The sequence below is a fragment of the Paenibacillus mobilis genome (assembly GCF_058267595.1).
The window spans coordinates 1-26547 of record NZ_JBZCMS010000010.1 but is presented as its reverse complement, the minus strand read 5'-3'; the positions used below and the strand labels follow the sequence as shown (position 1 = coordinate 26547).

At 52.8% G+C, this 26547-nt stretch carries 29 protein-coding genes; 23 read left to right on the top strand and 6 right to left on the bottom strand.

Features of this window, described 5'->3' with window-relative positions:
- Positions 1-16: 16 nt before the first annotated feature.
- From rsbW to AC3ZPD_RS17555, 3 genes are all read left to right on the top strand, one after another.
- A complete protein-coding gene (gene rsbW / locus AC3ZPD_RS17565; RefSeq protein ID WP_490985582.1) occupies positions 17-466 on the top strand; it encodes an anti-sigma B factor RsbW in 450 nt (149 codons plus the stop codon).
- Positions 463-1233 carry a sigma-70 family RNA polymerase sigma factor gene (locus AC3ZPD_RS17560; protein ID WP_490985581.1) on the top strand — a complete coding sequence of 257 codons (771 nt, stop codon included), beginning with the start codon at positions 463-465 and terminating at the stop codon, positions 1231-1233. The genes rsbW and AC3ZPD_RS17560 overlap by 4 nt, the downstream gene beginning before the upstream one ends.
- A 106-nt stretch (positions 1234-1339) precedes the next feature.
- Entirely contained in the window at positions 1340-2314 is a 975-nt protein-coding gene (locus AC3ZPD_RS17555; protein WP_490985580.1) for a magnesium transporter CorA family protein, read from the top strand.
- 150 nt (positions 2315-2464) lie between these two features.
- Here the strand turns inward: AC3ZPD_RS17555 and AC3ZPD_RS17550 are convergent, their stop codons facing one another.
- The 4 genes from AC3ZPD_RS17550 to AC3ZPD_RS17535 form a co-directional block, all read right to left on the bottom strand.
- Complete coding sequence (locus AC3ZPD_RS17550) at positions 2465-2689, bottom strand: hypothetical protein (protein WP_490985579.1); 225 nt, start codon at positions 2687-2689, stop codon at positions 2465-2467.
- A gap of 63 nt (positions 2690-2752) precedes the next feature.
- Complete coding sequence (locus AC3ZPD_RS17545; protein WP_490985578.1) at positions 2753-3073, bottom strand: DUF5665 domain-containing protein; 321 nt, start codon at positions 3071-3073, stop codon at positions 2753-2755.
- 92 nt (positions 3074-3165) lie between these two features.
- Positions 3166-3642: a YtxH domain-containing protein gene (locus AC3ZPD_RS17540; RefSeq protein WP_490985577.1), complete on the bottom strand. Its 477-nt coding sequence runs from the start codon at positions 3640-3642 to the stop codon at positions 3166-3168.
- Between the two features lie 27 nt (positions 3643-3669).
- On the bottom strand, positions 3670-3927 hold the full coding sequence (locus tag AC3ZPD_RS17535) for a GlsB/YeaQ/YmgE family stress response membrane protein (protein WP_490985576.1): 258 nt from the start codon (positions 3925-3927) through the stop codon (positions 3670-3672).
- 274 nt (positions 3928-4201) lie between these two features.
- Between AC3ZPD_RS17535 and AC3ZPD_RS17530 the strand changes: the two genes are divergently transcribed.
- Entirely contained in the window at positions 4202-4921 is a 720-nt protein-coding gene (locus tag AC3ZPD_RS17530) for a pirin family protein (RefSeq protein ID WP_490985575.1), read from the top strand.
- 148 nt (positions 4922-5069) lie between these two features.
- On the opposite strand, the gene AC3ZPD_RS17525 is transcribed toward AC3ZPD_RS17530, so the two are convergent.
- Entirely contained in the window at positions 5070-5300 is a 231-nt protein-coding gene (locus tag AC3ZPD_RS17525) for a DUF1128 domain-containing protein (protein ID WP_490985574.1), read from the bottom strand.
- Positions 5301-5442: 142 nt separating this feature from the next.
- Between AC3ZPD_RS17525 and yyaC the strand changes: the two genes are divergently transcribed.
- The 6 genes from yyaC to AC3ZPD_RS17495 all read left to right on the top strand — a co-directional run bounded on the left by yyaC (position 5443) and on the right by AC3ZPD_RS17495 (position 12353).
- Complete coding sequence (gene yyaC / locus AC3ZPD_RS17520; protein ID WP_490985573.1) at positions 5443-5985, top strand: spore protease YyaC; 543 nt, start codon at positions 5443-5445, stop codon at positions 5983-5985.
- A 79-nt stretch (positions 5986-6064) separates the two neighbouring features.
- Complete coding sequence (locus AC3ZPD_RS17515) at positions 6065-6871, top strand: alpha/beta fold hydrolase (RefSeq protein ID WP_490985572.1); 807 nt, start codon at positions 6065-6067, stop codon at positions 6869-6871.
- A 270-nt stretch (positions 6872-7141) separates the two neighbouring features.
- Positions 7142-7804 (top strand): DUF6483 family protein, encoded by a 663-nt coding sequence (locus tag AC3ZPD_RS17510; RefSeq protein WP_490985571.1) that lies wholly within the window; start codon positions 7142-7144, stop codon positions 7802-7804.
- 39 nt (positions 7805-7843) lie between these two features.
- Positions 7844-8665: a PhzF family phenazine biosynthesis protein gene (locus AC3ZPD_RS17505; RefSeq protein ID WP_490985570.1), complete on the top strand. Its 822-nt coding sequence runs from the start codon at positions 7844-7846 to the stop codon at positions 8663-8665.
- Positions 8666-8710: 45 nt separating this feature from the next.
- Complete coding sequence (locus AC3ZPD_RS17500) at positions 8711-9895, top strand: class I SAM-dependent methyltransferase (protein ID WP_490985569.1); 1185 nt, start codon at positions 8711-8713, stop codon at positions 9893-9895.
- A 136-nt stretch (positions 9896-10031) separates the two neighbouring features.
- A complete protein-coding gene (locus tag AC3ZPD_RS17495) occupies positions 10032-12353 on the top strand; it encodes a hypothetical protein (RefSeq protein WP_490985568.1) in 2322 nt (773 codons plus the stop codon).
- A gap of 11 nt (positions 12354-12364) precedes the next feature.
- On the opposite strand, the gene AC3ZPD_RS17490 is transcribed toward AC3ZPD_RS17495, so the two are convergent.
- Positions 12365-12685: a dehydrogenase gene (locus AC3ZPD_RS17490; RefSeq protein ID WP_490985567.1), complete on the bottom strand. Its 321-nt coding sequence runs from the start codon at positions 12683-12685 to the stop codon at positions 12365-12367.
- A 342-nt stretch (positions 12686-13027) separates the two neighbouring features.
- Here AC3ZPD_RS17490 and uptA point away from each other — a divergent pair, with 342 nt between their 5' ends.
- The 13 genes from uptA (at position 13028) to AC3ZPD_RS17425 (ending at position 26095) form a co-directional block, all read left to right on the top strand.
- Positions 13028-13636: an undecaprenyl phosphate transporter UptA gene (uptA, locus tag AC3ZPD_RS17485; protein WP_490985566.1), complete on the top strand. Its 609-nt coding sequence runs from the start codon at positions 13028-13030 to the stop codon at positions 13634-13636.
- An 8-nt stretch (positions 13637-13644) separates the two neighbouring features.
- Positions 13645-14217 (top strand): thioredoxin family protein, encoded by a 573-nt coding sequence (locus tag AC3ZPD_RS17480; RefSeq protein WP_490985565.1) that lies wholly within the window; start codon positions 13645-13647, stop codon positions 14215-14217.
- Positions 14218-14220: 3 nt separating this feature from the next.
- A complete protein-coding gene (locus AC3ZPD_RS17475) occupies positions 14221-14853 on the top strand; it encodes an MBL fold metallo-hydrolase (RefSeq protein ID WP_490985564.1) in 633 nt (210 codons plus the stop codon).
- Positions 14854-15061: 208 nt separating this feature from the next.
- Positions 15062-15283 carry a hypothetical protein gene (locus AC3ZPD_RS17470; RefSeq protein WP_490985563.1) on the top strand — a complete coding sequence of 74 codons (222 nt, stop codon included), beginning with the start codon at positions 15062-15064 and terminating at the stop codon, positions 15281-15283.
- A gap of 135 nt (positions 15284-15418) precedes the next feature.
- Positions 15419-15799: an ATPase gene (locus tag AC3ZPD_RS17465; RefSeq protein ID WP_490985562.1), complete on the top strand. Its 381-nt coding sequence runs from the start codon at positions 15419-15421 to the stop codon at positions 15797-15799.
- Positions 15800-15998: 199 nt separating this feature from the next.
- Positions 15999-16286, top strand: coding sequence for an Asp-tRNA(Asn)/Glu-tRNA(Gln) amidotransferase subunit GatC (gene gatC / locus AC3ZPD_RS17460; RefSeq protein WP_490985561.1), 288 nt, complete (start codon positions 15999-16001; stop codon positions 16284-16286).
- Between the two features lie 39 nt (positions 16287-16325).
- Complete coding sequence (gene gatA, locus AC3ZPD_RS17455) at positions 16326-17777, top strand: Asp-tRNA(Asn)/Glu-tRNA(Gln) amidotransferase subunit GatA (protein ID WP_490985560.1); 1452 nt, start codon at positions 16326-16328, stop codon at positions 17775-17777.
- Positions 17778-17795: 18 nt separating this feature from the next.
- The gene (gene gatB, locus AC3ZPD_RS17450; RefSeq protein WP_490985559.1) at positions 17796-19238 is read left to right on the top strand and encodes an Asp-tRNA(Asn)/Glu-tRNA(Gln) amidotransferase subunit GatB; all 1443 of its coding nucleotides are present in this window, start codon (positions 17796-17798) and stop codon (positions 19236-19238) included.
- A 301-nt stretch (positions 19239-19539) separates the two neighbouring features.
- Positions 19540-20457: a prenyltransferase gene (locus AC3ZPD_RS17445; protein ID WP_490985689.1), complete on the top strand. Its 918-nt coding sequence runs from the start codon at positions 19540-19542 to the stop codon at positions 20455-20457.
- A 187-nt stretch (positions 20458-20644) separates the two neighbouring features.
- Positions 20645-22522, top strand: a complete 1878-nt coding sequence (locus AC3ZPD_RS17440) for a DUF4097 family beta strand repeat-containing protein (protein ID WP_490985558.1) — start codon at positions 20645-20647, stop codon at positions 22520-22522.
- A gap of 112 nt (positions 22523-22634) precedes the next feature.
- A complete protein-coding gene (gene perR, locus AC3ZPD_RS17435) occupies positions 22635-23060 on the top strand; it encodes a peroxide-responsive transcriptional repressor PerR (protein ID WP_490985557.1) in 426 nt (141 codons plus the stop codon).
- Between the two features lie 287 nt (positions 23061-23347).
- Positions 23348-25060, top strand: coding sequence for a glycosyl hydrolase family 18 protein (locus AC3ZPD_RS17430; protein WP_490985556.1), 1713 nt, complete (start codon positions 23348-23350; stop codon positions 25058-25060).
- A gap of 171 nt (positions 25061-25231) precedes the next feature.
- Positions 25232-26095, top strand: a complete 864-nt coding sequence (locus AC3ZPD_RS17425; RefSeq protein WP_490985555.1) for a nucleotidyltransferase-like protein — start codon at positions 25232-25234, stop codon at positions 26093-26095.
- The last annotated feature ends 452 nt before the right edge of the window (positions 26096-26547 follow it).

Below are 26547 nucleotides of genomic sequence, written 5' to 3'. Positions count from 1 at the left end.
AAGGATCGAAGAAAGTATGAAAGATGAAGTACAACAAGTACAATTAACTTTGCCGGCTACTGCGGATTATGTGGATATCGTAAGGTTGAATCTTTACGGGATCGCTTCTAAAATGGGATTCTCCTATGAAGATATCGAAGATATGAAAGTTGCCGTATCGGAGGCGTGTAACAACTCGGTTCTGTACGCCTATAATCACGATAACGGCATCGTCGAGGTTGTGTTCGATGTGCGGCCGGACGAGCTTGTCATCACCGTCAAGGATAACGGCGAAAGCTTTGAATCCTATAAGGACGATGAATCGGCTACGCTCCATGACAAGGAATTGGGCGAAGCGCAAATCGGGGGGCTCGGTTTCTATCTGATGCAGGCGCTGATGGATGATGTCAGCGTTGTGAATGAATCAGGGAAGGGGACGAAGGTCGTCTTAACCCGTAAACTCACCCGAAGCGAGGAGAGAGTATGACGGATAAGCTGACTCCCCCCGAAGCTCTTAACGAATCAACGGGATTGATATGGGAATACCAGCAGACCAAAGATAATGAAATTGCTACGGTGCTGATTCAGAAGTACGAGCCTATGGTGAAGATGGCTGCTGGCAAGATTGCCCGCAATCGTCCCGATTTATACGAAGATTTGTATCAGGTTGGACAAATGGCGCTGATTCGCCTGCTTCAGCAGTACGACATAGCGCTGGGTATCCCTTTCGAGCCTTACGCGATGAAGAGCATGATCGGTCATATGAAAAATTTCCTGCGGGACAAGTCCTGGTACATTCAGGTTCCGCGCCGCATCAAGGAAAAAGGCGCTTTGGTCCAGCAGGCGATCGATGAATTGACCGTGAAGCTAGAACGTTCCCCGGACGTCAAGGAAATTGCGGAATTTTTGGAGCTTTCCGTGGAAGAAACGGTTGAAGTGCTGGCGGGACGGGAATGTTATCATTATGTGTCCCTCGATTCCCCGCTTTCTCAGGACGAAAGTGCCGCAACGCTTGGTGAATTGATCAGTCATGATGCCAATGATTACGATACAGTGGAGAAAAGAATGGACCTTCAGCAGGCGATGAGCCAACTGAAGGAGCAGGAGCAGAAGGTTCTGCTGCTCGCTTTCCAGGAAGGACAATCCCAGCGGGCTATTGCCCAGAAGTTGGGCGTTTCGCAAATGAGCGTCTCACGCATACAGAAGAGAGCGACAGAAAAGCTGAAGCAGATTATGTCAAACTCGGGCATGTGATGAGAATGGGACAATTACATCATGTAAAATCCTGAAGACACGTCGTGATTTTAACAATCATGGACGTGTCTTTTTGGAAATCTGGCTGTTTAGGAGACTAAAGCGGATGAGGGAAGGGTTAGGCAGGGAACGGATTTGGAAGATGGATAAGGGCTGGACCTGGACGGATCTGCAGATCGAAGACTGGAACAGTCCGGAAATCAAACGTCTTTTGTTGGACAAACCCGTGACGGAGGAATGGATCGTCGGGATCCCGGACTTGAACACCAACTATTTGTCCGTCCGATTTCCCGAAGGGGAAGAGCCGATCATTTTCGGAGCTATGCCCTACTCCGTCAAACAGGAAATCAATTCGGAGGCGGAATGCGAACGTTTCCTGTTTTTTGTAAGCCGGACCGAGCTGGTGACGATTAACCTGGATGAACATACGCGGTTTATCATGAATTCGAGGGAAAGGATCAGCATGTTGGCGGACTGCCCCATGCCGATCGACGGCATGTTTGTGCTGTCCCGGACGATCCTTCATTATTTTCACGAGGGCATGGATAAATTCGAAATCAATTTGCGCCGGGTAGAAGAAACGATGCGGAAACGGAATGAAAAGGATATTATGGACCAGATTCTGAACGCTAGGTTTGAGCTGCTGTATTGGAGCAATTTGTTTATTCCTTATTTGGAGCTGATTACCGCCGCACGGGAAGCCTACATGGACAAGCTCGATAAAAGCGTTTATTTTCAGCGTTTCTACTACCGCGCGGACCGGATGGAGACTTTATTCAGCCACTATGAAAAAGAAATCGATACCCTCATTATGATCGATGACGCGGTTTCCGCCTTCAGGGGCAATGAGATCATGAAGACCTTGACAATCATTACGGCGATTTTTACGCCGGCGACGGTGATCGGCGCTATTTGGGGCATGAACTTCGACTATTTGCCGTGGATAAAAAAGGGGGCTTGGGGGTTCGCCGTTATTATAGCCATTGTTTTGCTCAGTACTTTCGGGTTGTATGCCTGGATGTGGGTGAAAGGATGGACGGGAGATCTGCTCAGAGTACGGCGGAAAAATTCCAATTTATAAAAAACCTAAGCCGCACGGCTTAGGTTTTTATAAATATAAATCGGTTTTAGACAAAGGTAAAAGCGGACCCGTAAGGAATCCGCCGAACGGGGTTGTTACGGAAAACCGGAAATCCGCTAAGAAGCCTGAGCGTGTTATTCCCGCTGATGCTTATTGCTCCGGATCCGAAACCAGACCCTGTTTTTCGTCTTCACTGTTGGTTCGCATTTCATCCATATCCTCGCCCAGCTGCTTCAGGTCCTCCATATCGTTGACCATGGACCCGTTCTGCGCTTCATGGAGATTTTTATGCTTCGGATATTCGCCTTCCCGGGCCTCCTCGATTTGTTTCTCCACATACTGCTCTTGTTCACCTTCGGGATTAACATGCGGCATGCCTAAACGCCTCCTCTGCGATTAAGGGTTATAAAACCTAAGGATAAGCTTGTCCATAAATTACTATTGCTGCTTATAGGCATCAATATACTGCTGAAGCTGCCCGATATATTCTCCAATTAATGGAAGGTTGACGAATAGGCTGATCATCCAGCCTAACAGGGCAAGCACGACCGCCGTACCTAGCGTCAATCCCAGGCCGCGCGATAAACCGGCCGTAAAGTTGGAAATAAGCCTTTTTTTCGGATTGGTGTAATTTTCGATCATATCCAGAAAGTCCGACTTTTCCAGCGCTGTCGCAATATCGTCGAGACGGGTGTTCAGGCGTTTCACTTCGTGCCTGAGTTCGAATGGATGGTCTTTGGTGTCGTAAATTTTAGCCATCAGGCTCCCTCGCTTTCCTAAACAATTTCCGGCAGGACAGAAATAGCCAGCCGTAAGGACAGCTGGCTATTTCCCAAGGGACAAGGAATGGATTAATAAGTAGCAGTGGAATGTGCTTTATTGGCAACGTCCCTCGCCGCGTCCTTGGAGGAATCCTTCACATCTTCCGCAGCTTCAGCCGTTTTATCCTTCACGTTTTTAGCCATGTCCGCTTCAGCATCCATCACGTCGGCTGCGCCTTTTTTCGCTTCTTCCGCCACGTTTGCCGAGGCTTCTTTCACGCTGTTTACGACAGAGCCGGCGCTGCTGCTGATCGTTTGGGCCAAGGAGCCGGCTTTTTCGCTCACGTTCTGATAAAGAGTGGAGGCTTTTTCACCGACTGTTCCGCACAAATCTTTCGATTTGTCCGCAGCCATGCTCATTTTGTCGGCCAAGTCGCTGCGCAGCTCACGTCCAGGTTTTGGAGCAAAGAGAAGCGCTGTAGCCGCGCCGACCAATGCGCCGATGACGGCACCTTTAACAAATTTAGAACCGCTTTGTACCGTTTGTTCCTTCACTGCGTTATTCATATTGAATCACTCCTTATCAAAATTTATTTACAAGGTTCGGGCGAGCAGCCTGGAGGCAGCGGCAATGATACAAACCAGCAATGCAGCCCCTACGATGGCCGGAATGACGGCAAACCCGTCAACCACCGGGCCAAAGTCGTCGAACAGCCAGGAGCCAAGCCAGGCACCGGCTAGTCCGGCAGCGATTGCGCTGATGGCACCGCCGCGCAGATCGCTTTCGGCCAGTGCTTCTCCTATTAATCCGATAAGGACGGCAATCAGGATGCTGATCGGAATTGCCCACATGATGTATCCCCCTTGCTGCGGCCTGTCCTAGTCTTGCTGGGCTTTCAAGCTGTGCTTACTTCGTATATAAACTTGATGAAAGGCCATGAAACAAAGCGAGCGATGAAGAATAAGGAAGAAGGGTGAAGCAAAATAGAGAGAATCCATTAGCGGAAAGGGGACTTTTTTATAGGCGGAGAGTTGATTAAGGAAAATGGCCGGAGGGTATTAAATAGACAATTACAGCAGGGTTCCCCTTTTTGTAGAAGGAAATCCTGCGGAGGAGAGTTGACCTATGATTAAAAAACAGACTTCGGCTGAACGCCATACATCTAATAAGGGCCCCATCCAAAGCGAATACAGCTTTTCTTTCTCGGAATACGAGGATACGGGGAATGAACATTTTGGCTGTATGCTGGTGCATAATGACCATGTTCTTATGGCGGACCATTACGGAAAAGACAGGCCCAATCATGATTTGGAGATCGTCACGATGGTTGTGGAGGGAACCCTCCGGTATACGGACAGTTTAGGGACGGCTGCGGACCTTCCGGCAGGAAGCGTTCATGTGCTGACGGCGGGAACGGGGGTTACCCATGCGGAATCCAACCCGTCAAGCAGCGTACCCGCACGGTATTTACAGTTTTGGTTCCTGCCGGCCCGGCAAGGACTGGAGCCGCGTCAGCAGAGCCTCACCATGGAGAAGGACCAGCGTTTTAATCGGTTATTCCCGGCGGTTTCCGGAAGAGGGGAGGATCCTTTTTCCATCCCGATTGCCCAGGATTTGACCCTTTATTCTTCCATATTGGAGACTGGCAGCGAGCTTGAGATAGCGGTGCATGACCGCAGGACTTATATTTTTGTTGTTTCGGGGAACATCAAAGTGAACTGCGGGGAGGAGGTCTTGGGCCTGCAGTCGGGTGACTCCGCCAGAATTCATGAGCAGCTGCCGATCACTATTACGGGAACCGCCAGTAAAGGATTGACAGAGCTGCTTGTGGTAGATCTCCCGTAAGGGAGAGGAGGAAGGGGAGAGAAAAATCCCTTAACAGATGAAAGAAGAGGAACGCCGCTAACAAATAAAGCTGCCCGCTTCAGGGATCGGCTGTTGTGGTTTGCAACGCCTGATCCTTGAAAGGACAGCTTTTTTAGCTTTGCTTTATTCAGGACTTGTCGCTGCGAAGCTGTCCCAGCTCGGACGCTAGCGCTTCAACCTCGGAAATGCTGAGCCGCTCCTTGCTCATAACGATTTCGTAAACCTCTTGAATATCCTCATATCGTTCCACGGAAAAAGCCGAAGCCTGCATGGCAGCGCCGGTGGCCATTCTCAGTTTGTTTTTAATTGCCTCAATCATATATTCCACGTTTTCCTGCGTTTTTTGACTTAAATCCATAAGGCACATCCTTTCCCGGCTCGGGTAATCTTTCCGTATTGTACCACGCCGGATCAAGGGATTCACGCTTTTTACGCGGATTTTGTGCTCATTCCGGATTTGGGGTACAATCGGATCAACAAGAAAGAAGGAGTATCCAAGCATGGCCATAAACCGCTTTTTGGAAGGGCAGAGAACGGAGCCTGCGGCCCGGATCAGGATGAATCGGGCGGAGCTTGAGGTTTTTTTTCGGGAGATTGCCGCAGAACATTCTATTGATGAACTCCAGTTTATTTGCATCGGAACGGACAGATCGACCGGAGATGCTTTAGGTCCGCTGACCGGCAGCAGGCTGCTTGCATATGGCATAAGCTCGGTAGTAGGAACCCTGCCGGATCCGTGCGATGCCGACACGCTTCACCGGAAGCTTCAGCAGCTGCCGGAGGGCAAAACCCGGATCGCCATAGACGCCTGCCTGGGCGCGGAGCAGTCCGTCGGATCGTATCTCGCCGCCCGTTCTCCGCTTCAGCCCGCGGAATCGGTGGGTCTCAGGTTTCCTCCCGTGGGGGATTACAGCATTGCGGGGGTCGTCAACCGGAAGGGGCCGAAGCCTTATCATGCGCTGCAAACCACGTCCCTGCATCTGGTTATGCGGATGGCGGAAGAAATTGCCGCCGCTGCAGCCGCCGCTTTTGGACGAATCTGAGCCCGGAAGCGTTTCAGACAGCAAGCAAATGGCTTAATAGTAGTTAATGTTTCATTTATAAAGAAAGAAGGTTGGAAGCATGGAGAAAACATTGGTTAATGGCTTAAATATAGCTTATGAGGACCGTGGTGAAGGTGAAGTCATCGTTTTGCTGCACGGCTTTTGCGGCAGTGCGGGATACTGGGACTCGATTATTCCGGAATTGAGCAAACATTACCGTTGCGTGGTGCCTGATCTGCGCGGCCATGGTTCCAGCGATGCGCCCCTGGGGTCTTATACCATTGAACAAATGGCCGCCGATATAAAAGGACTGCTTGATAACCTGCAGATTAACGCCTGCACGATGCTTGGCCATTCGATGGGCGGTTATGTCACCCTGGCTTTTGCCCAGCATTACCCGGCCCAATTAAACGGCTTTGGCCTTATTCATTCCACGGCTTATCCGGATGGCGAGGAAGCCAAGGAGAAACGCCTCAAGGCGGCGGCAGCCGTGCAGTCCGGCATTACGAGCTTCATTGACGGACTGGTGCCGGGGCTGTTTGCGCCAGGCAACGCGGAGACGATGACAGCTGCCGTAAATGCCGTTCGCGAGATCGGTTACCGTACGCCTCCGCAGGGAGCGGCGGGTGCGGCCCTCGCGATGCGGGAGCGGATTGACCGCCGGGATGTGTTGTCCTCCACCACGCTGCCGGTTCTGCTTGTGGCAGGGGAGAAGGACCAGGTGGTGCCGATGGAACGCACCTTCACAGCCGAAGGCGGCAACGTGACGAAGTCGGTGCTTAAAGGCGCTGGACATATGAGCATGTACGAAGCGCCTGAGCAGCTTTTAGCAGTTATTGAAGATTTCAGCCGCAGCATTCATCAGCAAGAGCAAGCCAAACAATAAACTCCTTAATGGATCTTTACCAAGTTAAAAAGGGTCAGGTTTTGCCGGGAGGCAGGACCGGAAATAGACAGCTTTCCCCGGATGGGCTTCGCTTTTGCGGAGCCTGTCTTTTTTTCGGTAACCTTCAAAACGGGGGATCGGAAAGGCCGCGCCGCCGTACGGATGGCAAACTCGGACTAAATGGCTTACAATTTGTGTACATAGACTATTTTTAAATCAGCAAAATCCGACTTATCACCTATTTTAAAAAGTGCTGCGGGAGGCCATACCATGCTTAGAAGAGATTATTTGGTTCGCATGATTGAAGATATGACGGAAGCGGTGGCGTCCGTGTTCGGCTTGAAGCAGCAGAAGAAACACACCGAAGCCTTGTGGGAGCTGGACGACTTGTTTAAACGGCATTTCCGCCTGAACAGCCAGCTGCTCAATTCGTTGTCCGTTAAAGATATTATCGATATGTTCCGGCTAGGCGACAAAGTGGAGGCGGACAAGCTTCAAAGCATGGCCAGGCTGATGAAGGAAGAGGGACTCATCTATCTAGAATTGAACAACACGGATGAAGGCTTGAAACGTTTAATGAAGGCTCTCCATCTGTTTATTTACTCCGTCTTTCACGGAGCGGACAAGGAGCTTTGGGGCGTAGACAAAGAGGTGGGCGAGGTGCTTGCCGCGGTCAAAGGCTACCGGCTGCCGGCCGATACCGAAAAGCTGCTGCTGAGCTATGAAGAGCAGGAAGGACGGTTTGACAAAGCCGAAGACTGCCTGTTCCGCCTGCGTAAAGACGGGGAGATCGGCGACGAGGAAAGTGCGGCCTTTTACAGAAGATTGCTTGAGCTTGATGATGAAACCCTTGAACAGGGTGGACTTCCGAGGGAAGAGGTGCTTGAAGGACTCGGGCTGGTGAACGGGAATGAAGCGTCTAATAAGGCTTGATTGAGGACCGTTAAGCGGTGACTTGAAGGAGGAATAAGGGTGGAGTTATATATTGTGGATGCATTCAGTTCCCGTCCTTTCGGCGGCAATCCGGCTGTCGTCTGTATTTGCGAGCAGCCGCTCGAATCGGCCATGATGCAGCAGATCGCACAGGAAATGAACCTGTCGGAAACCGCTTTTCTAACCAAAGTGGAAGACGGGTACCGTCTCCGCTGGTTTACGCCCGCGGCCGAAGTAAGGCTATGCGGTCACGCTACGCTGGCCAGCGCCCATATTTTGTGGGAGACAGGACGGCTTGGAGCGGGCGAGGAAGCGCGTTTTCTGACGTTAAGCGGCCTGCTTACGGCCCGGAAACGGGCCGGCCTGATCGAACTCAATTTCCCCGTGCATCGCCCCGTCCAGGAAAGCAGCCCCGCAGTGAAGCAGCGGCTTGCCGCCGCTTTGGGACTCCAGGAAAAAAACCTTACCGCCCTTTACCGTTACGGCGAAGACATGCTGGCTGAACTGGATTCGGAAGCGGCGGTACGGAAGCTGGCCCCTGACTTCCGGGCTCTGCTGGATATCGAGGTTCGCGGCGTCACCGTCACCGCTGCCGCGGAAGGCGCCGGTTTTGACTGCGTATCCCGCTTTTTTTGCCCGGCCGTGGGCGTCAATGAAGATCCGGTTACCGGTTCCGCCCATTGCGGAATCGCTCCGTATTGGTCAACAAAACTTGGAAAAAGTAAACTAAAAGCGTTCCAGGCCTCAGCAAGAGGCGGGGAACTGGAGCTTGAGCTGGAGGAAGACCGGGTCAAAATAGCCGGTCCGGCCGTCACCGTATTGCGCGGGAAGCTGGACGCCTCTTTTCTGGCCTCCTTCTAAGGCTCCTTATATACACTTTGATTGATGAAAGGTAGCGGTATTGCAATGGAATCTATACGAAAGCTCATTCAGGATATCGTAGCGGCTGGAACGGGCGAAGACGGCCTCGTTACGGCTACGATCAGCCAGCGCCGCAGCAAAGCGGACGGACAGGAATATACGAAAGTCCAGGTAAAGCCGATTGAGCTGAAAGGCAAACTTCATTATCAGCTGGCTTATCATTACGCCAATAAAGTTCTTCACGACAATCTTTTGCCCGGGCAGCTGGAGGAGCGGCTGATGGAGCATTTCGAAACCACCTTCCGGCAGGGATTGTTTAACACCCCGGCAGCCGATTATCAGGTGCTGATCAGCAAGAAATTTAAGGTCTCGATCCTGAAAAAAGCGGCTTCGAAGCAGGCGGCTTCCCTCAGCCACAACCGGAAAAAGCAGTATATCCTGGAGGAAGGAAAGCCGGTTCCTTTCCTTGTGGAGCTCGGCATCATGAGCCCGGAGGGCAAGGTATTCGCTAAGCGGTACGATAAGTACAGGCAGATCAACCGTTTCCTCGAAATGATCGAAGACGTGGCTGGGGAACTCCCCCAGGACCGTCCGGTGACCATCGTCGACTTTGGCTGCGGTAAATCGTACCTCACTTTCGCTTTATATCACTATTTGTCAATCGAACGGGGCATGCAGCTGAAGGTTGTCGGATTGGATCTGAAGGCGGACGTGATCGAACACTGCAGTATGCTGGCGAACAAACTCGAATATAAAAATCTGCGGTTTCTTGTCGGCGACATTGCGGACTATGACGAATTAAGCCGGGTGGACATGGTCGTGACCTTGCATGCGTGCGATACGGCCACCGATGCCGCATTGGAAAAGGCGGTTCGCTGGGACGCATCGGTAATTCTGTCGGTGCCCTGCTGCCAGCACGAGTTGTTTGGCCAGGTGGAAGCTCCGGAGCTGGCGCCGCTGCTGGCGCACGGTATTCTCAAGGAACGTTTCTCGGCGCTTGCGACGGATGCGATCCGCGCCAAGCTGCTGGACATTTTGGGCTACAAAACCCAGCTGCTGGAGTTCATCGATATGGAGCATACGCCTAAAAATATTATGATCCGCGCCGTTAAAGGCTCCTCCGGCGAAACGGACCGCCTGTGGCGGGAATATACGGCGTTTCGCAGCTTCCTCAGCGCTTCGCCTTATTTGGAGAACGCCTGCCGGGACCTGCTGCCGCAGGGAGAATAGACTGCAAACAAGCTGAAGCCATGGCCTGCCGAGGGTTGACGGGTCTCAAAAAAGCCAACACTGTTAGGGGAATGTTTCCCGGGCAGGTTGGCTTTTTTGGTTTATTCAAGTTATGAAGGGAAGCGGGGGAGGCAGGATGAAACAGGAAAAAGGCCGGACAACAGAGGGAAAAGCGAAAACGGTTGGAACAGTGGGGTCTGCGGGTCTGTTAATCCTTACGGGATTGTGGGTTTGTCTGCAGACCGGACTATATTTTAACCGGTCGTTTTATGTGCCTGCCGCCTGCTGGTTGTTGGGAGCGGCGGCGATAGGGTTATGGCGGACGCTTCTTGCGCGCCGAGTATTCTTATGTGGACAACGAGCATGGGGCCAACCGGGGGCTGCCTTCGCGGAACAGGCCGAAGGCGGAAAGCCGGCTGAAGGCAGGGAGCAGCGGGGAAGAGTGCCGCGGCGAATGGCAGCGGCGGCGGCCGGCCCTGCCGCCCTAGCTTTGTTGTACGCCCTGCGGCTGGGCGGCTCGCCGCTGTCCATGCAGGCCACCCTGGAGGCGGCGCTGCGCTGGAGCTGGCTGGCCGTGCTGGCAGCCGCGTTGGCCTGGACGGCCGCCCGGCCCAGCGGCCGTCTGCTCCTGCGTGCCGGATGGGACCTCATCGGCACGGTGCTGGCGTACACCGCCCTGGCGGCGGTGTACGGCCTTTTTCCGCTGCCGCACGCGGTGCTGCGGACAGCGGACAACGGCACAGCCGCGTTTGGCGCGCGGCTCGGCGGGCTGCTGCAGTACCCGAACACGTTCGGCGCCCTGATGGGCGCCTTCCTGGTGCTGCAGCTGCTGCGCCTTGCCCGGCCGCCCCAAGCCGCCAGCCCGGCGGGGCGGCTTGCCGCCTCAGCCCAGGCACTGCCCTACGGGCTGTGCCTGCTGCTGAGCGAATCCCGCGGCGCCTGGCTCGCCGCGGCGGCCGCCTGGGGGGCGGCCGTGCTGACCGCCCGCGGCGCGGCGCGCGGGCGGCTCCTTGCCGGCACCGGCTGGACGCTGGCCGGCGCCATCGTGCTTTACCGCCGCCTCGCCCAGGCGGAGCTTGCGCCCGCTGCGCTGCCCGGGCTGGCCGAACTCGCGGCGGCCATGCTTGCAGCGCTGCTGGCGCCGCTGCTGCTCCAGGCAGCGGGCCGATTTCTCAGCGGCTTGCCGCTGCTGCGGCAAGCGCTTCCGTCCGTCCCTTTCGGTTCCAGCGGTTTGCTGCACGGCTTTGCGACGGCCGTTTTAATCCTCGCTGCTGTTTATGTTCCCCTAGGCGAAACCGGCGCCCAAGCGCTGCTGCGAACCGGACCTTCTACGGCCGCTGCAAGGCTGCTGATGTTCCGGGACGCCTATAACTTATTTAAAGAGGCACCCTGGTGGGGGCAGGGCGGCGAGGTTTGGCGGTCCGCTTACCGGAGCGTGCAGAGCGGGCCGTACGTCGGTTCGGTGATGCACAGCGGCCCGTTTGATGTGCTGCTGAATCTGGGACTGACCGGCAGTGTAGTTTGGCTGGGCTGGCTGGTCTGGCAGGGATACGTGCTGGTCAAGGCCCGCAGCGACAGCTTTTGGCCTTATTTGCTTTTGGTTCTGCACGCTGCCATAGATTTTGATTTCGCTTTCGGTATCTATGGCCTGCTGCTGATTTGGATGATGGCCCAAGCGGAAGCCGGAATACCCGAAGAAGACGCCTATCTCTATCCAGGCTTGTCCAAGTCTTTAAGTGGACGCAAAAGGGAAGCGGAAAATCCTAATTCCCGAACCAGGACCGGCCTTTCGGCTTCAGCCGCCTTTTTTCTCCGCAGCCTCCCCGGACTGGCTTTAACCGCATGTTTGTTTGCGGAAGGCCTTACCTGCTGGCGGCTGTTTATGGCCGACGGGCTGTACCGCCAGGCGCTCGGCAGCATAAACCGGGGCGAAGCCGTTTCTGAGCTGCAGAGATCGCTGCAGCTGAACCCGCTCCGTCCGGCGGTGCGGACGGCGCTGGCCGACCGGCTTCCGCAACCGGAAGCCGTCCTGCTGCTGCGCTCGGGCCTGCGCTATACGCCGCGCAGTCCCGAGCTGTACAGCCGGCTGGCCGTCTTATCCGCCTCCGGCGGAGATTTACGGGCCGCCGCATTGTGGGCCGAAGCGCTGCGGCTTGACCGGTTTGACCGGGTCAAGCAGACGGAAGCGCTTCGCAGCCTGGCCGCGCTTGCGCAGCTAAAGCGCGGCAGGGGTGAGGAGGCCGCGGCGGAGCAGGCCGCCAAAGCCGGGCTTTTTTTATATGGCCGTTATACTGCTTTGGATAAAAGCCTTTCAGCCGCCGTGGTCCGCAACGACCGCGGATTTTACATGACGGAGCAGGCCCGCGAGCAAGCCGCCGTGTTGGAACGGCAATTTGGAAGGGAACTCAGCCCCAGAACGGCCATGCAGCAGGGCTCCGCCGCGTTCGCCTTAACTTGACCTGGCGGTTTCTATGCCCCGCAAAAAGCCGCCCGGAAAGCCTGCCTCAGCTTCTCCGGGTCCACCTCCCAGAGCTCGGCGAGTTCCGCGCTGACCGCTTCGTCCCACCAGTCCGCAAGCAGCTTGCGGTTGGATTGGTTTTCCCCGATCCAGACCAGATTGCCGATGACCTTTTTATAATATAAGGTTTCGCCCTCCGCTATTTTTTCGGCCGGAATATAAAGGTTCATCCGTTTTACCGTCCGGTACAGCTCTTTGCTGCAGCTTCGGCGGATTTTACGCGCGGTCGGCAGCGCGTTTTGATGTTTCGGTTTGGGTCCCTGCAAAGGCATGCCGTTCACTCCTTTCTACTCCCACAGCATATGCGCTGCTGTCCTGAACGGTACCGCCCGGCGCAAAGTAGAATGCATGTCCGCTCCTATGCTAGAATAGACTGGAGATTGGCGGCTGGCTTTATTCATAGAAGGTTTGATGCCCTTCGCGGACAGATTGGCGCAGAGCGTCCAAAGACCCGCAATGACGCATCGGATTAACCTTCCAAGGATGAAATTGGGAAGCAGGACCGAGACGATCGCTTCTTCGGAACCATTCGTTTTCCCGTCGTCTTGATGGTATGGTAGATTGAGTTTATAAAGAGGGTAAAAAAGAATAATTACGGAGAGCGAGGGCCAACTGTGTTATCGGACATTGTAAGCAATCTTTTGCATTGGATTGAAGGGCTGGGGTATTTCGGCATTATGCTGGGTCTTATGGTCGAGGTCATACCGAGCGAAATCGTGCTGGCTTATGCAGGGTACCTGGTTCACCAGGGGGAAATCTCTTTTGCAGGGGCCGTTGTTTTCGGAACGCTGGGTGCTTTGATCGCCCAGATTTTCCTCTACTGGATCGGCCGTTACGGGGGCAGACCTGTGCTGGATAAATACGGAAAATATATTTTTATGACCAAAAAACATATCGACGCCTCCGAGGCCTGGTTCCTGAAATACGGCTCCGGCATGGTGTTTTTCGCCCGGTTTGTGCCGGTGGCGAGACAGGCCATCTCGATTCCGGCTGGGCTTGCCCGGATGAATCTCGGCAAATTTATTTTGCTGACCACGCTCGCCAGCGTTCCATGGAGCATTTTGTTCGTGTATCTCGGAACGGTGCTGGGTGAACAGTGGGAGAATATCGACGAAAAGGCCCAGCCCTATCTCATGCCGATCCTGCTGGTTGCGCTTGCGCTTCTGATCGCTTACGTGTTGATTAAATGGTTCTATTCAAATAAAAGGAAGAAAGGGGCCTGACCCAGACCATGAGCAAAAAAAGCAATGTCGCCCATAAATTCGGCAAAGGAATCAGCCACGAGCAGTTTATTGAGGCTATGACGCAAAACAAGGAAACGTTTATCCAAGGTTATGATAGCTTTGCCTGGCCAAGCGAGGAAGACCGCGAATTTTTTGAAAGCCTGAAATTTCGTGATGATCTGCGCGTTTTAATCGTAGCCGCCGACTGGTGCGGAGACGTAATCCGCAACATTCCGGTTGTGTTCCGGTTGCTGGAAGCTGCCGAAATTCCGTCCGAAGTGCTGATTTTGGAAGAACATCCCGAAGTGATGGATGAATATATGACGCTGGGGGGCCGCTCCATTCCGATCGTGATCGTGGCGGACACCGGCGGATCTGTGCTTGGTTTCTGGGGACCGCGCCCGAAACATGTCCAGGAGATCATGGCGGTGTTCAAAACCGCCAATCCGGACAGGGAAGCTCCGGGCTGGCAGGAAGGCATGGCCGAAACGCGCCGGAAAATGGGCGAAGCCTACGGGCAAGGCACAACGGTTCATCCCTTTGTAGTGTCGGAAATCCGCGATCTGTTGTCGGGGGTATAAGGGATGTTGAAGATCGACTCCTTTGCGCTTGGGGCCCTGCAAACCAATGCTTATCTCCTGCAGAACGAAGAGGAGGGGAAAGTCGTCATCATCGATCCGGGCTCTAATCCTGCGGCGTTGATCCGGCGGATCGAGCAGCTGGAGGTCGAGGCGATTTTACTGACGCATGCCCACTTCGACCATATCGCCGGCGTCGACGAAATCCGCAAACTGAAAGGGTGCCCGGTTTACCTTCATCCCCTGGAAGCCGAATGGCTTTCTTCGCCGAAGCTGAACGGCTCCCTGATGTGGCCCGATGTGACGGCCCCTGTTGTTACGGAGCCGGCCGAATTCGATTTGGATCAGGGGCAGACCTTGACCTTGCTTGGAGAGACGTTTAAGGTGTACCATACGCCGGGGCATTCGCCGGGCAGCGTTAGCTTTTTATGCGGCAAGCATTTATTTTCCGGGGACGTGCTGTTCCGCGAAGGGGTGGGAAGAACCGACCTGCCGGGCGGACGCGAAAGGGATCTGTTCGACTCGATTCGCGGCACCTTATACCGCTTCGAGGATGATGTCAAAGTTTATCCCGGCCACGGCCCGAGAACGACCATCGGCCACGAACGCAGCCGAAATCCGTATGTCCGGGAGATTTAGGCGCGCGAAATGACGAATCCGGTAAAAAAGGGTAGACAGGCCTGTCGTCTTTTGTTAGGATGTATTTAATTGAATTTGTTAACATTGCGAAGCACGCAAGCTGTTGGAGTTTACTCCCGGTTTGCGTTCTTTTTTTGTCTAATAGAGTAGAGTTGTTTCAGGGAACTATTTTGTCGGGGAACTATTTAGAAGGAAAGGAGATTTGAGGATGGAAAAGTTTCACGATTTCTACGGTTCGCTGCGACCGCTTCGGAGAAGGAGGGAACGCATGGATAGGGCCATCGTCCGGAGAAATTCGGAGCAGCGCACCGGCGGAGGAACGGACAAACCCAATCAAACCGGCGATTTCTGGAGCCGCGTGAGACTTGGTGATCAGGGCATCGACCAGCCTTGGTTCCGGCGGCTTAGCGAGCATAAGCAGCGAAAGTAACCTTTATGGGGATCGCGGTATACTTTGGATTTGTCACAAACTGAAAAAATGATAGCAGGCTTCCTTGACCTTGGTCTACTATTTTTAGTAGGATAGAGATTAAATAAATAAGTCATAGTTTCAGGGAGGTAGACGATGCTTCGTTTGGGAGAAAGAATTGTTATCGTCGATGATGCTTTCGAGCAGAATCTTCCTGTTGGGGAATACGGCTACATCATTGCTTATGACCGTAATCCGGATAACGCGTTTGATTACGTTGTCCGTTTGCCTAAAGCGGGCCGGAATTTTTTTGTTCCAGCGGGGGATATCGAATCCGAGGAGCAGCTGATTAAGCAGGAAGTAGATCGGGTAGAACGTGAAGCGCTTTTGGATTTCGCCTTGGCCACTCATAACGAGAAGCTTTTTTTTCAAATTATGAACGGTGATGCCGAGCAGCCCGAAGCACAAGAACCAACACAGGAAGCGATGTCCACAGCCGATTTTATCAAACAGGTAAATTTGCGGGCTTGGATTTAAAAGTAAAGGCCGGAGCAGCGGAGAATGCCGCTGACCGGCTTTTTTTTGTGCGAGGAATCAGAGCAGTTCCAAATTTCGGAGTCCGGCGCTCTTTCGCTTTACAGGATTGAATTGCGGATTTTTCTGCAATATAATTTTAAACAGTCTTAAGGTCTGATAGAATGAATTTATTACCCAAAGAAGGAAAGGGGCGGACTCTATGTCCATTCAGGCAAAAGACGTCCAGCATGTCGCCAAGCTGGCCCGTCTGAATTTGACGAATGAAGAACAGGAAATGTTCACGGAACAACTGAACGCGATTTTACAATATGCGGAGAAGTTAAACGAATTGGATACGGAGAACGTAAAACCGACCACCCATGTGCTGCATCTTAGCAATGTGATGAGGGACGACGTAGTGCAGGAAAGCCTTCCAGCGGAGAAAGTGTTCCGCAATGCGCCGGAGGAAGAAGAGGGACAATTTAAAGTGCCTGCGGTACTGGAATAGCAGCCATCAGATATTAGAAGCAATTAGGAGGGAAAGGCATTGACGTTATTTGATTTAAGGCTTCAGGAGCTGCATAACCGGCTTCATGGCAAAGAGCTGTCCGTCGCCGACCTTGTGGGAGAAGCTTTCTCCGCGATTAAAGAACGGGACGAGCGTATACAGGCTTACCTGACTTTAAATGAAGAAGGCGCCAGACAAAAGGCGGCCGAGCTGGACGAGAAGCTGGCCAAGGGGGAGGCGCGCGGGCTTTTGTTCGGACTGCCGGTCGGCATTAAAGATAATATGGTGACCGAAGGCCTGCGCACCACCTGCGCGAGCCAATTCCTGAGAAATTACGATCCGATTTACGACGCCACCGTCGTTTCCAAGCTGAAGGCGGCTGACGCCGTTACGGTCGGCAAGCTGAACATGGATGAATTCGCCATGGGCGGCTCCAATGAGAATTCCAGCTTCCAGGTAACGCGCAATCCGTGGGATCTGTCCCGCGTTCCGGGCGGCAGCAGCGGCGGCTCGGCGGCGGCGGTCGCTTCCGGACAAGCTTATTTTTCGCTGGGCTCGGATACCGGGGGTTCCATCCGCCAGCCGGCCTCTTACTGCGGGGTTGTCGGACTTAAGCCTACATACGGCCGTGTTTCCCGTTACGGGCTGGTCGCGTTTGCGTCCTCTCTGGACCAGATCGGCCCAATCACTAAAAACGTTGAAGACGCCGCTTACGTCCTGCAGGCGATCTCCGGTTATGACGCCAAAGATTCCACCTCCGCGAACGTGGAGCTGCCTGACTTTGTCAGCGCGCTCAGCGGCGATGTGAAAGGGCTGCGTATTGCGGTGCCGAAGGAATACATGGAAGGCATCGATCCCAAGGTCAAGGAATCCGTGCTGGAAGCGCTGAAAGTGCTGGAATCGCTTGGCGCAGTATGGGAAGAAGTTTCCTTGCCGCATACGGAATATGCCGTGGCCGCTTATTATTTGCTGGCCTCTTCCGAAGCGTCTTCCAACCTGTCGCGTTTTGACGGCGTGAGATACGGCGTGCGCGCGGACAGTGGCAATTTGCTGGAACTGTACCATGAGTCCAGAAGCCAGGGCTTCGGTCCGGAAGTGAAACGCCGGATTATGCTGGGCACCTATGCGCTCAGTTCCGGTTATTACGACGCTTATTATTTGAAGGCTCAGAAGGTACGTACGCTGATTAAGCAGGATTTCGACCAAACGTTTGATAAATACGACGTCATCATCGGGCCGACAGCTCCGACGACGGCTTTCCCGATCGGCTCCCAGGTAGACGACCCGCTCACGATGTATCTCAACGACATCCTGACGATTCCCGTCAGCCTTGCCGGCGTACCTGCCGTGAGCGTGCCTTGCGGTTTTGCGGACGGACTTCCGGTCGGCCTGCAAATCATCGGCAAAGCGTTTGACGAAAGCACCGTGCTGCGCACCGCGCATGCCTTTGAAATTCATACGGAGCACCATAAGCGGCGCCCGTCGCTTTAAGTGAAGTAGGAGGTTCTTATGTCAACATCCAAATATGAAACCGTCATCGGGCTGGAAGTGCACGTAGAGCTGCACACGAAGAGTAAAATCTTCTGCGGCTGCTCCACCGAATTCGGCGCGCCGCCCAACAGCCATACCTGTCCAGTCTGCCTCGGACATCCCGGCGTTCTGCCGGTACTGAACCGCCAGGCCGTCGATTACGCAATGAAAGCGGCTATGGCCCTGAACTGCGAGATCGGCGACGTCAGCAAATTCGACCGCAAAAACTATTTTTATCCCGATTCGCCCAAAGCTTATCAGATTTCCCAGTTTGATCAGCCGATCGGCCTGAACGGGTATATCGACATTGAAGTGGACGGCAAAACCAAACGCATCGGCATTACCCGCCTTCATTTGGAGGAAGACGCCGGTAAACTGACCCACGTGGACGGCGGTTACGCTTCCCTGGTCGACTTTAACCGCGTCGGCACGCCGCTCGTCGAAATCGTGTCCGAGCCGGATATCTCGTCGCCTGAGGAAGCCCGGGCTTATCTGGAAAAGATGCGCGCCATCATGCAATACTGCGATGTCTCCGACGTAAAGATGGAGGAGGGCTCGCTGCGCTGCGACGCGAACATCAGCCTTCGCCCGCACGGACAGAAGGAACTCGGCACCAAAGCCGAGCTGAAAAACATGAACTCCTTCCGCGGCGTACAGCGCGGCCTGGAGTACGAACAGCTCCGCCAGGCCGAAATCCTGGACGAAGGCGGTCAGGTCGTGCAGGAAACGCGCCGCTGGGATGAAGCCCAGGGCAAAACGCTGACCATGCGCAGCAAAGAAGAAGCGCATGACTATCGCTATTTCCCGGACCCGGACCTGGTCACGCTGCATATCGACGCCGAGTGGAAGGAGCGGATCCGCGCCTCCATTCCGGAGCTGCCGGATGCGCGCAAAGCCCGCTACACCTCGGAGCTTGGCCTGCCGGACTACGATGCCGGCGTTATTACCTCGTCCAAGCTGCTGGCTGATCTGTTCGAAAGCAGCCTGCAGTTCACTTCCGACGCCAAAGCCGTATCGAACTGGATCATGGGCGACCTGCTCGGCTACCTGAACAGCAATAACCTTGAGCTGACTGACGTCAAGCTCACCGGTCAAGGTCTCGGCGAAATGATCGGCTTGATCGAGAAAGGCACGATCAGCTCCAAAATCGCCAAAACCGTCTTCAAAGAAATGCTGCAGAGCGGTAAGCTGCCGCAGCAGATCGTCGAGGAGCAGGGATTGGTACAAATCAGCGACGAAGGCGCTATTTTGGCGATCGTTCAAGAGGTCATTGCCGATAACCCGGCTTCGGTAGCCGATTATAAAGCCGGCAAGGAGAAAGCGATCGGCTTCCTGGTCGGCCAGGTCATGAAACGAAGCAAAGGCAAAGCCAACCCTGGCCTTGCCAACAAATTGCTGGTCGAGGCTTTGAAGGAAGCGTAAGCTAGCTTTTTATTTTCGACTCCAGCTTCAGAGGCCGCTCTCAGAGCGAGCTGAACCCATGACAGCAAACTTTAAGTGTCTCCGCGGCAGCGGGGGCACTTTTTTCATTCCAGCATTCCTGTAAGATAAAACCCGCTTGGCAGGGGATTTTGAGTTGTTGCGTTCAGTTTGTTCCGTTTGGTTTTCCAGTAGCTGGGGGAGTTTGAAGAACCTTTCCGTGTCCCCGTCCCTCTGGCATGTTGTATAATCATATATTGTGATTCTTTTATTTCAGATCAGAATGGAGGCACCTGAGGTGGCTATGAGCAAATGGCAGTTATTTCTTAAAGCTACCCGGTTTTACTCACTTCCCGTGATGCTGGTTCCGGTTGTTCTGGGAACGGCCGCAGCTTATGTGTGGGAGAAAGAGTTTCATCCGGTTTTATTTATTCTTGCGTTTCTGGGAGCGGGAGCGGCCCATCTCTTTTCCAATATGATTAATGATTTGTGGGATTACCGCAACGGTACGGATACGGCGGCCCAGGAGAACTCGGATTTGGTATCCACCCACTCGGGGCTGCTGACGGGCGGTATTGTGTCGGAAAAAACGTTTGCGGCCCTTACCTGGCTTTTCCTCGCTTTCGCCGTGGCCTGCGGCGTATTGCTGTGCGTGTTCAGCGGTTGGGAGCTGCTCTATTTCGTGGTGGCTGGGGCGCTTATCGCTTATTTTTACGTGGCGCCGCCGCTTCGGTTCGGTTACCGCGGAAAAGGCTACAGCGAAGTGGCGATCTTGTTCGCTTTTGGCATCATGCCGGTTGCCGGCTCTTATTTCGTACAGACCGGGGAATTCAGCTTGCGCTCCGTATTGCTGTCCCTGCCAGTCGGGCTTTTGACGACGCTGCTGCTGTTTAACCATCATTTTTTGCATTGGCAAAGCGATCGGCAGGTAGGCAAACGGACCTTGGTCGTCGTATGGGGCGAGCAAAAAGCGCTTGTGCTTTCCCGAGTGATGACCCTGATGTCTTATGTGCTGCTGTTGGTCTGTATCTTCGCTCGCGCACTTCCTTTTTATGCTGTAGTGGCGCTGTTTTCGGTGCTGCCTCTTTACCGGGTGTACCGGGGACTTGCCGTACAAAACCCTTCCGTGGCTTATTTACCGCTGATGGGCGCTTCGCTGAAAGCTTCGATGTGGTGCGGGATCATCATGTCTGCTGCTTTGGTCATTCAAAGCTTTGTTTAAGGGTCCCGCAAATATCAGTTCAGCGAATGAATGGTGAAGAAACGCACCCTCGCTCCTTTGAGTCCCCTGGTTTTTGATGAAGAGACAACTCTATTTCGAACTCCTGCGGGAACCTTTGGTTACGGACTTTTGCGAAATCGGGTATTATAACGGTAAGGCATGGCCACGTATAGGAGTTGAGTTCAGCATGACAGACCATTCTCTCCCGCAAGGCGGGAACCCACATACGCAAGCTTCAATGGATTCAAAGCAGCATGCAAGCAGCAGCGCCAAAAGCACCGGCTACAAGTCAAGGAGACGCAAGCTCAAATGGATCTCGGTGCTGCTTACGGCACTTTTTCCGGGACTAGGACATCTTTATTTGAGGCAGCTTGAAAAAGGGATCGCCCTTATCTATTTTATTTTGATCGATGCTGCCGCCCTTGTTTATTTTTCCTCCGTAAGGATGCATATTAATGTTCCCTTATTGATCCTGCTTGCCGTCCTGATTCCTGTTGCTTATTTTTACAGCATATACAATGTCCTTCAGTCTACGGACTTTTGGAATGCCAGGCGGGCCGGAAATGCGCCAAAGGCGAATCGATCGGCCGCGCACCCTTTTTGGCGGGGACTCGGACTTGGAGCGATGCTGATCGGGGGAGGCGTGGTCCTCTTTTTGTTGAGGCAGATGCCTTCCTGGTTAAGCACCTTTACCCGTGATTACGGCGGATATACGGTTGCTGTTTTGTTTCTGGCCGTAGGGGTAGTTCTGGCAGTCCTCGAATTCCGAAGAACATTCAAACGTACAGGCCGTTTAACGGCTGCGTTGTTCGCGGGCAGTGTAGGCGTTTTGCTGATTCTGGATCTTTATCTGGACAGGGACGCCATGCTTCTTTTGCTGAGATGGTGGCCGGTTTTGCTTATTTTGCTGGGCTGCGAAGCCATTTTCAACATTCTCCGTACAAGGAGGAGCCGGCGTAAAGGCTCGATGAGGCGGATCCGGTTCGATTTAAAAGGTTTGCTGCTGACGCTTGCGGCGACCGTTTCGGTATTCGCGATTACCCAGCAGGATCATTATGTGCAGCTCTGGAAGAAAGTCAGCCTCGATTTAACGGCGGCCAGCATGGAATTCAGCGAAGAGAAGGGATATTCCCTGATCAAACCCGCTCTCGAGGTTCCTTTGGACCCGCAAACCCGCAAATTATCCATTGACGGGATAAACGGGAATATTACGATCAGCAGGGAAGCTGTTTTTGATCTTCAGGTGCAATATAAAGTGTTTGTAGATCAGGCCGATCCGGCGGAAGCAGGCGAAGTAGCGGATAAAACCAATGTGGAGATCAGCGAAGGCGGAACGCTGGGCATAACGGTCAAGGACACCAGCTACGGGGCATCGGGCAAACGGCATCCCAAGGTCAACATGAACATCATTGTTCCTTTTAACAGCGGATTGACGCTTAAGGTTAATACAACCAACGGGAATCTGCTCGTGAAAAACCTGGCCGCTGACAACGCTCTGCTTGAAACGGGTAACGGCAAAATCGAGCTGAGAAATTTATCCGGCGAATTTGAAGCCGATACGCTAAACGGCGACGTTAACGTTTCGGGACTGCAGGGCAAGCTTACGGCTGACAGCCAGGGGGGAAACTTATCGGCTGACGCCGTCCAGGGGGATTTGAAGTTATCCACGCTGGTCGGGAATATTGCCGTTAAAACGACTACGGGAGACATCGACGTCTATACCAAAAACGGCGACCTCAACGTTGAAGATCCTTTTAAAAAGCTTTCGGCTCAAACCCTGAACGGTATGATCACTATACAATCAAACGTCATCGGCGGGGATTGGGACGTTTACAGCGCGGTTGGCGAACTCGATATTACGCTGCCCGACCAGGCGGATTATACGCTTGAAGGCTCCAGTGGATACGGGGGGATCGAAACCAACCTGCCTTTCCCGATCGAGGATAAAACGATAAAAGGCACGTGGGGGACGGGGGAATATAAAGTGAATCTAGACGGCAACAGCAACGTGCTCATTTACAAAACGGCCGCCGATGTCCCGGATCTGCTGCCGGTTCAAGAATAATTTCCATTTTGAGGCGGGTTTTGGCTTTGCGTTGACAAAAGATTTAACGGAAACGTACAATAAAATTAATCAGATTTTGACTTTCCAAATTATTTAAAAGGCGGTGGACATCATGTCTACAGAGGTGCAGCATGCCTTGGAGCAGCTTAAAACGAACGGTGTCCGCATTACGCCGCAGCGCCACGCCATACTTGCTTTTTTAATGGAGTCGATGGAGCATCCCACGGCAGATGAAATATATCGCGCGCTATCACCCAAGTTTCCCAACATGAGCGTAGCCACCGTATATAACAATCTTAAAGTATTTATAGAAGCCAAAATGGTACGCGAACTCACTTACGGCGACAGCTCGAGTCGGTTCGATGCGGATGTTTCCGACCATTATCATGTAGTTTGTCAGCAGTGCGGCAAAATTAAAGATTTTATGTATCCTTCCCTGCACGAAGTGGAGGAGGCTGCTGAGCGGGCCACCGGGTTTAAGGTGTACGGCCATCGGCTTGAGCTGTATGGCGTTTGCCAGGAATGCCTGGCGAAATGAGTTAGGCGGAACGCAGCATTCATTTTAGTAAAACCTTAGATTAGGGTATATTTTGGATGTGAACAAGGACGTGCGGAATTCCCGGGGGAGTTCTTCGCGTCTTTCCTTTTTTATAGGGTTAAAACGCATTACAATTCTAGTAACGGAAATAAACTAGTTTATAAATTAAAAATTTACGCATTCATGTAACATAACCCGAATAAACTATTAGTAGATTTGGTTCTTTTGGAAGAGTCACTCTAGTTTGCTAGTATGTTTAGCGTCAATAACGGAGGTTATAGCACAAAATGAGCCGCAGAAACCAATTTTCCAGCAGAAAGAAGCCTTGGCGCAAGCTGGGGCTGGTGGTTGTTTTCCTATTATCCGCCTTTATCGTTTATCGTCTCTTTGTTCCCAGCTATAAGCATATCGATCCCGAATGGAAAGGGATGGCGAAGCCGATCTTTTTCTCCGATGAAGTGGAAAAATACTCGGCATCAGGGACAGGCCCGTCTCTCAGTCTCCCGCTGCCGGTCGTTCAGGCCAAAATCGACGAAGCGGCGAGATATGAGGAAGGCACGAAGTCCGTTATTCTGGCAACGGCGGACAAGCTGGTCCGTGTACAAGTAGGCAAAACCAAAGGATCTTTGAACAATGCCTCCTTGAGCTTGGATACCGCGCCTTCCGAACAAAACGGAGTGGTTTATGTGCCCGCCGGCCTGCTTGAGCAGACTTACGGCATTCAGGTGGAAGAGGACAAACCTTCTGGTGCCGTCAGGGTATTTTTGCCGGGAGAGAGCATACAGCGCGCTAAAGTCAAACCGGACAAGAAGGGAAAGACCTCTCCGCTGCGCCTGGGGGCCTCCATTCATTCACCGATCCTGCAGGATGTGCCGCCGGGAGCGAATCTGCGTATTCTGAACCGCGAAGGGGAATGGGATTACGCCCAGACGGACAGCGGTTATACGGGTTTCATCCGTTCCAATTTAGTCATCACTGGTGAAAAAGATTCCGTTCCCAAGCAGGAACCTGAAGTTCTGCCGGCCGTGAAGGCGTGGCAGGGCAAACGGATCAATATGACTTGGGAAGCTGTATATGAGGTGCCGGCAAGTCCGGATACCCTCAGCAAACTGCCGGGCGTTAATGTGGTCAGCCCTACCTGGTTCCAGCTTGCGGACGCCAAAGGCAATGTCTCAAGCAAAGCTCATGCGGATTACGTAACAAGCGCGCACAGCCGGGGCGTGGAGGTATGGGGTTCGTACAGCAACAGCTTTAGTCCCGAACTGACGACCAAAGCATTTGCCACTTTTGAAACGAGAATACAGGCCATTAAACAGGTATTGGGTTATGCCAAGCAGTTTAAGCTGGACGGCATCAACCTCGATTTTGAAAATGTAAAAACATCGGACGGCGATAACGTCACCCAGTTCGTCAGAGAGCTGAGGCCGCTGGCCCGCGCCCAGGGACTGATCATTTCGATGGATGTTACGCCCAAATCGGATAGCGAGCTCTGGTCGAAGTTCCTCGACCGCCGGGCTTTGAGCGGATTGATCGACTACATGGCGCTTATGGCTTATGACGAGCATTGGGCGGCCAGTCCGGTCGCGGGATCGGTTGCTTCGCTGCCGTGGGCGGAAGCGGCCGTGGACAAGATTTTGACTGAAGATGCGGTTCCTCCGTCCAAGCTGATTTTGGGTGTCCCTCTTTATACGCGCGTTTGGAGCGAAACGACGAAAGACGGCAAAACGAAGGTCAGCTCGAAAGCGATCAGCATGAATAAAGCGCAGAGCATCATTAAACAATTTGGTTTAACTCCCAAAGCTTCGTCCGATACCGGTCAAAACTATGTACAGTACCAAGAAGACGGAGCTGTGAAAAAGATCTGGCTGGAGGATGAGGACTCCTTGTCCCGCCGGGTAGCTCTTGTAAAAAGCTTGAACCTGGCCGGGATCGCCTCCTGGAGCCGGAGCTTCGGCTCCGCCGAGGCCTGGACGGTCCTGGGCCAAGTGAATTCTAAATAATTGACGTTGTTCTTTTTTTATAGCGGTTAATCTGTACCCTGCAAGAAGGCGAATAAACATTCGCCTTCTTTGCGGGGTTTTGTTTGAAAGAAAGCAGGAAACTTACACGGTTTGTAGAATTTTTATATTAACGATTTTGCGATACGAAGCCGGACCGTAATGGAGGGGACCGTGAAATCATTGTTTATTAACGAGGAGTTAATAGGTCAACATACCTTTGGGGCAGTCGGTTTTCGCCAATCCGCGAATGGCATCCATGACGCAATTATGATGGATTTTGATTTTCTGATTTTGATTGTATGCAAGGATATTGAAGAGAAACCTGACCCGGAGCATGCCCAATTCGGATTGCTTGATTATCAGTTGGTATATGTAACAAGCGATGATTTGGAGAGATGGGTAATTTCCGGAGAGAATCCCTGGCTGCTAAGCTGTTTTTTGCAGGGGGAGATTATTTGGGATGAGCGGGAGGAACTGAAGCAATTGAGAGGACGAATTATCGATTTTGAACTAACGGTACGCGAGAAACGCAAACTTAAAGAATTTGCCCGTTTCTTGAGATTTTATAATGAAGCTAAAGCTTTAAATCAAAGCGGGCATTTCTTGGACGCCTATGCAGCGGTGGTACGGGGGCTGCAGCACTTGGGTCGTTTAGAGCTTCTTGAGAAAAATATCCGCGCGGAAGAGCAGATCTGGGATCAGCTTCATGCGCTAAATACGCCTTCTTATAAATTATATTCGGAAATGAGCTGCAGCATGGAGACGCTGGAGCAGCGCCTTCAGTTAGCCCTGCTTGCTTTTGAATTTTCGACAACCTCGAAAATGACGGACAGCTGCGTCATGCTTCTTCGCATTCTACGCAGCCGCAAGGAGCCCTGGAGCCTTCAGGAGCTTATGCATAGAGCAGAACTGCAGGAGATAAGGGAGGAGCTGCCGATGGTTCTGCGTAAGCTGGTTTGCCGTTCGGTTGTTAAGCAAACTACAAGCAGCAAGATTAGGGAGGCTGCCGGTCAAGGAATTTTATATTGGGCTTAAATCATGGGGTCTAAATGGAAGGAATTTTGATTCGGGCGGATTGATTCAATAATCGGTTGACTTAGTTATTAAGCATGTGTTACATTATATCTCGCCGCTAAAAATGGGCAGCCTAAATTTTTGAGTTTAGCCTTCTGGACAGGAAAGTTTCTCAAAAAAATGCTTGACCATTTAGACGGCAATGTGATATATTATAAAAGTCGCCGCTGAGATGCGGTGAAGAATAAAAGGCGAGTGAAATCGCTGGTTTGATCTTTGAAAACTGAACAACGAGTGAGAAATAAATGAGATACATTGGGGATGAAATTCAAATCCATGTGGATTTGAATTTCGCTCCGATCTCGTCAGATTCAAAATGAGTCACAAACTTAACTTCAAATGGAAAACCTACCGCCTTCGGGTGGCAGGAACCTTCCATCTTTTATGGAGAGTTTGATCCTGGCTCAGGACGA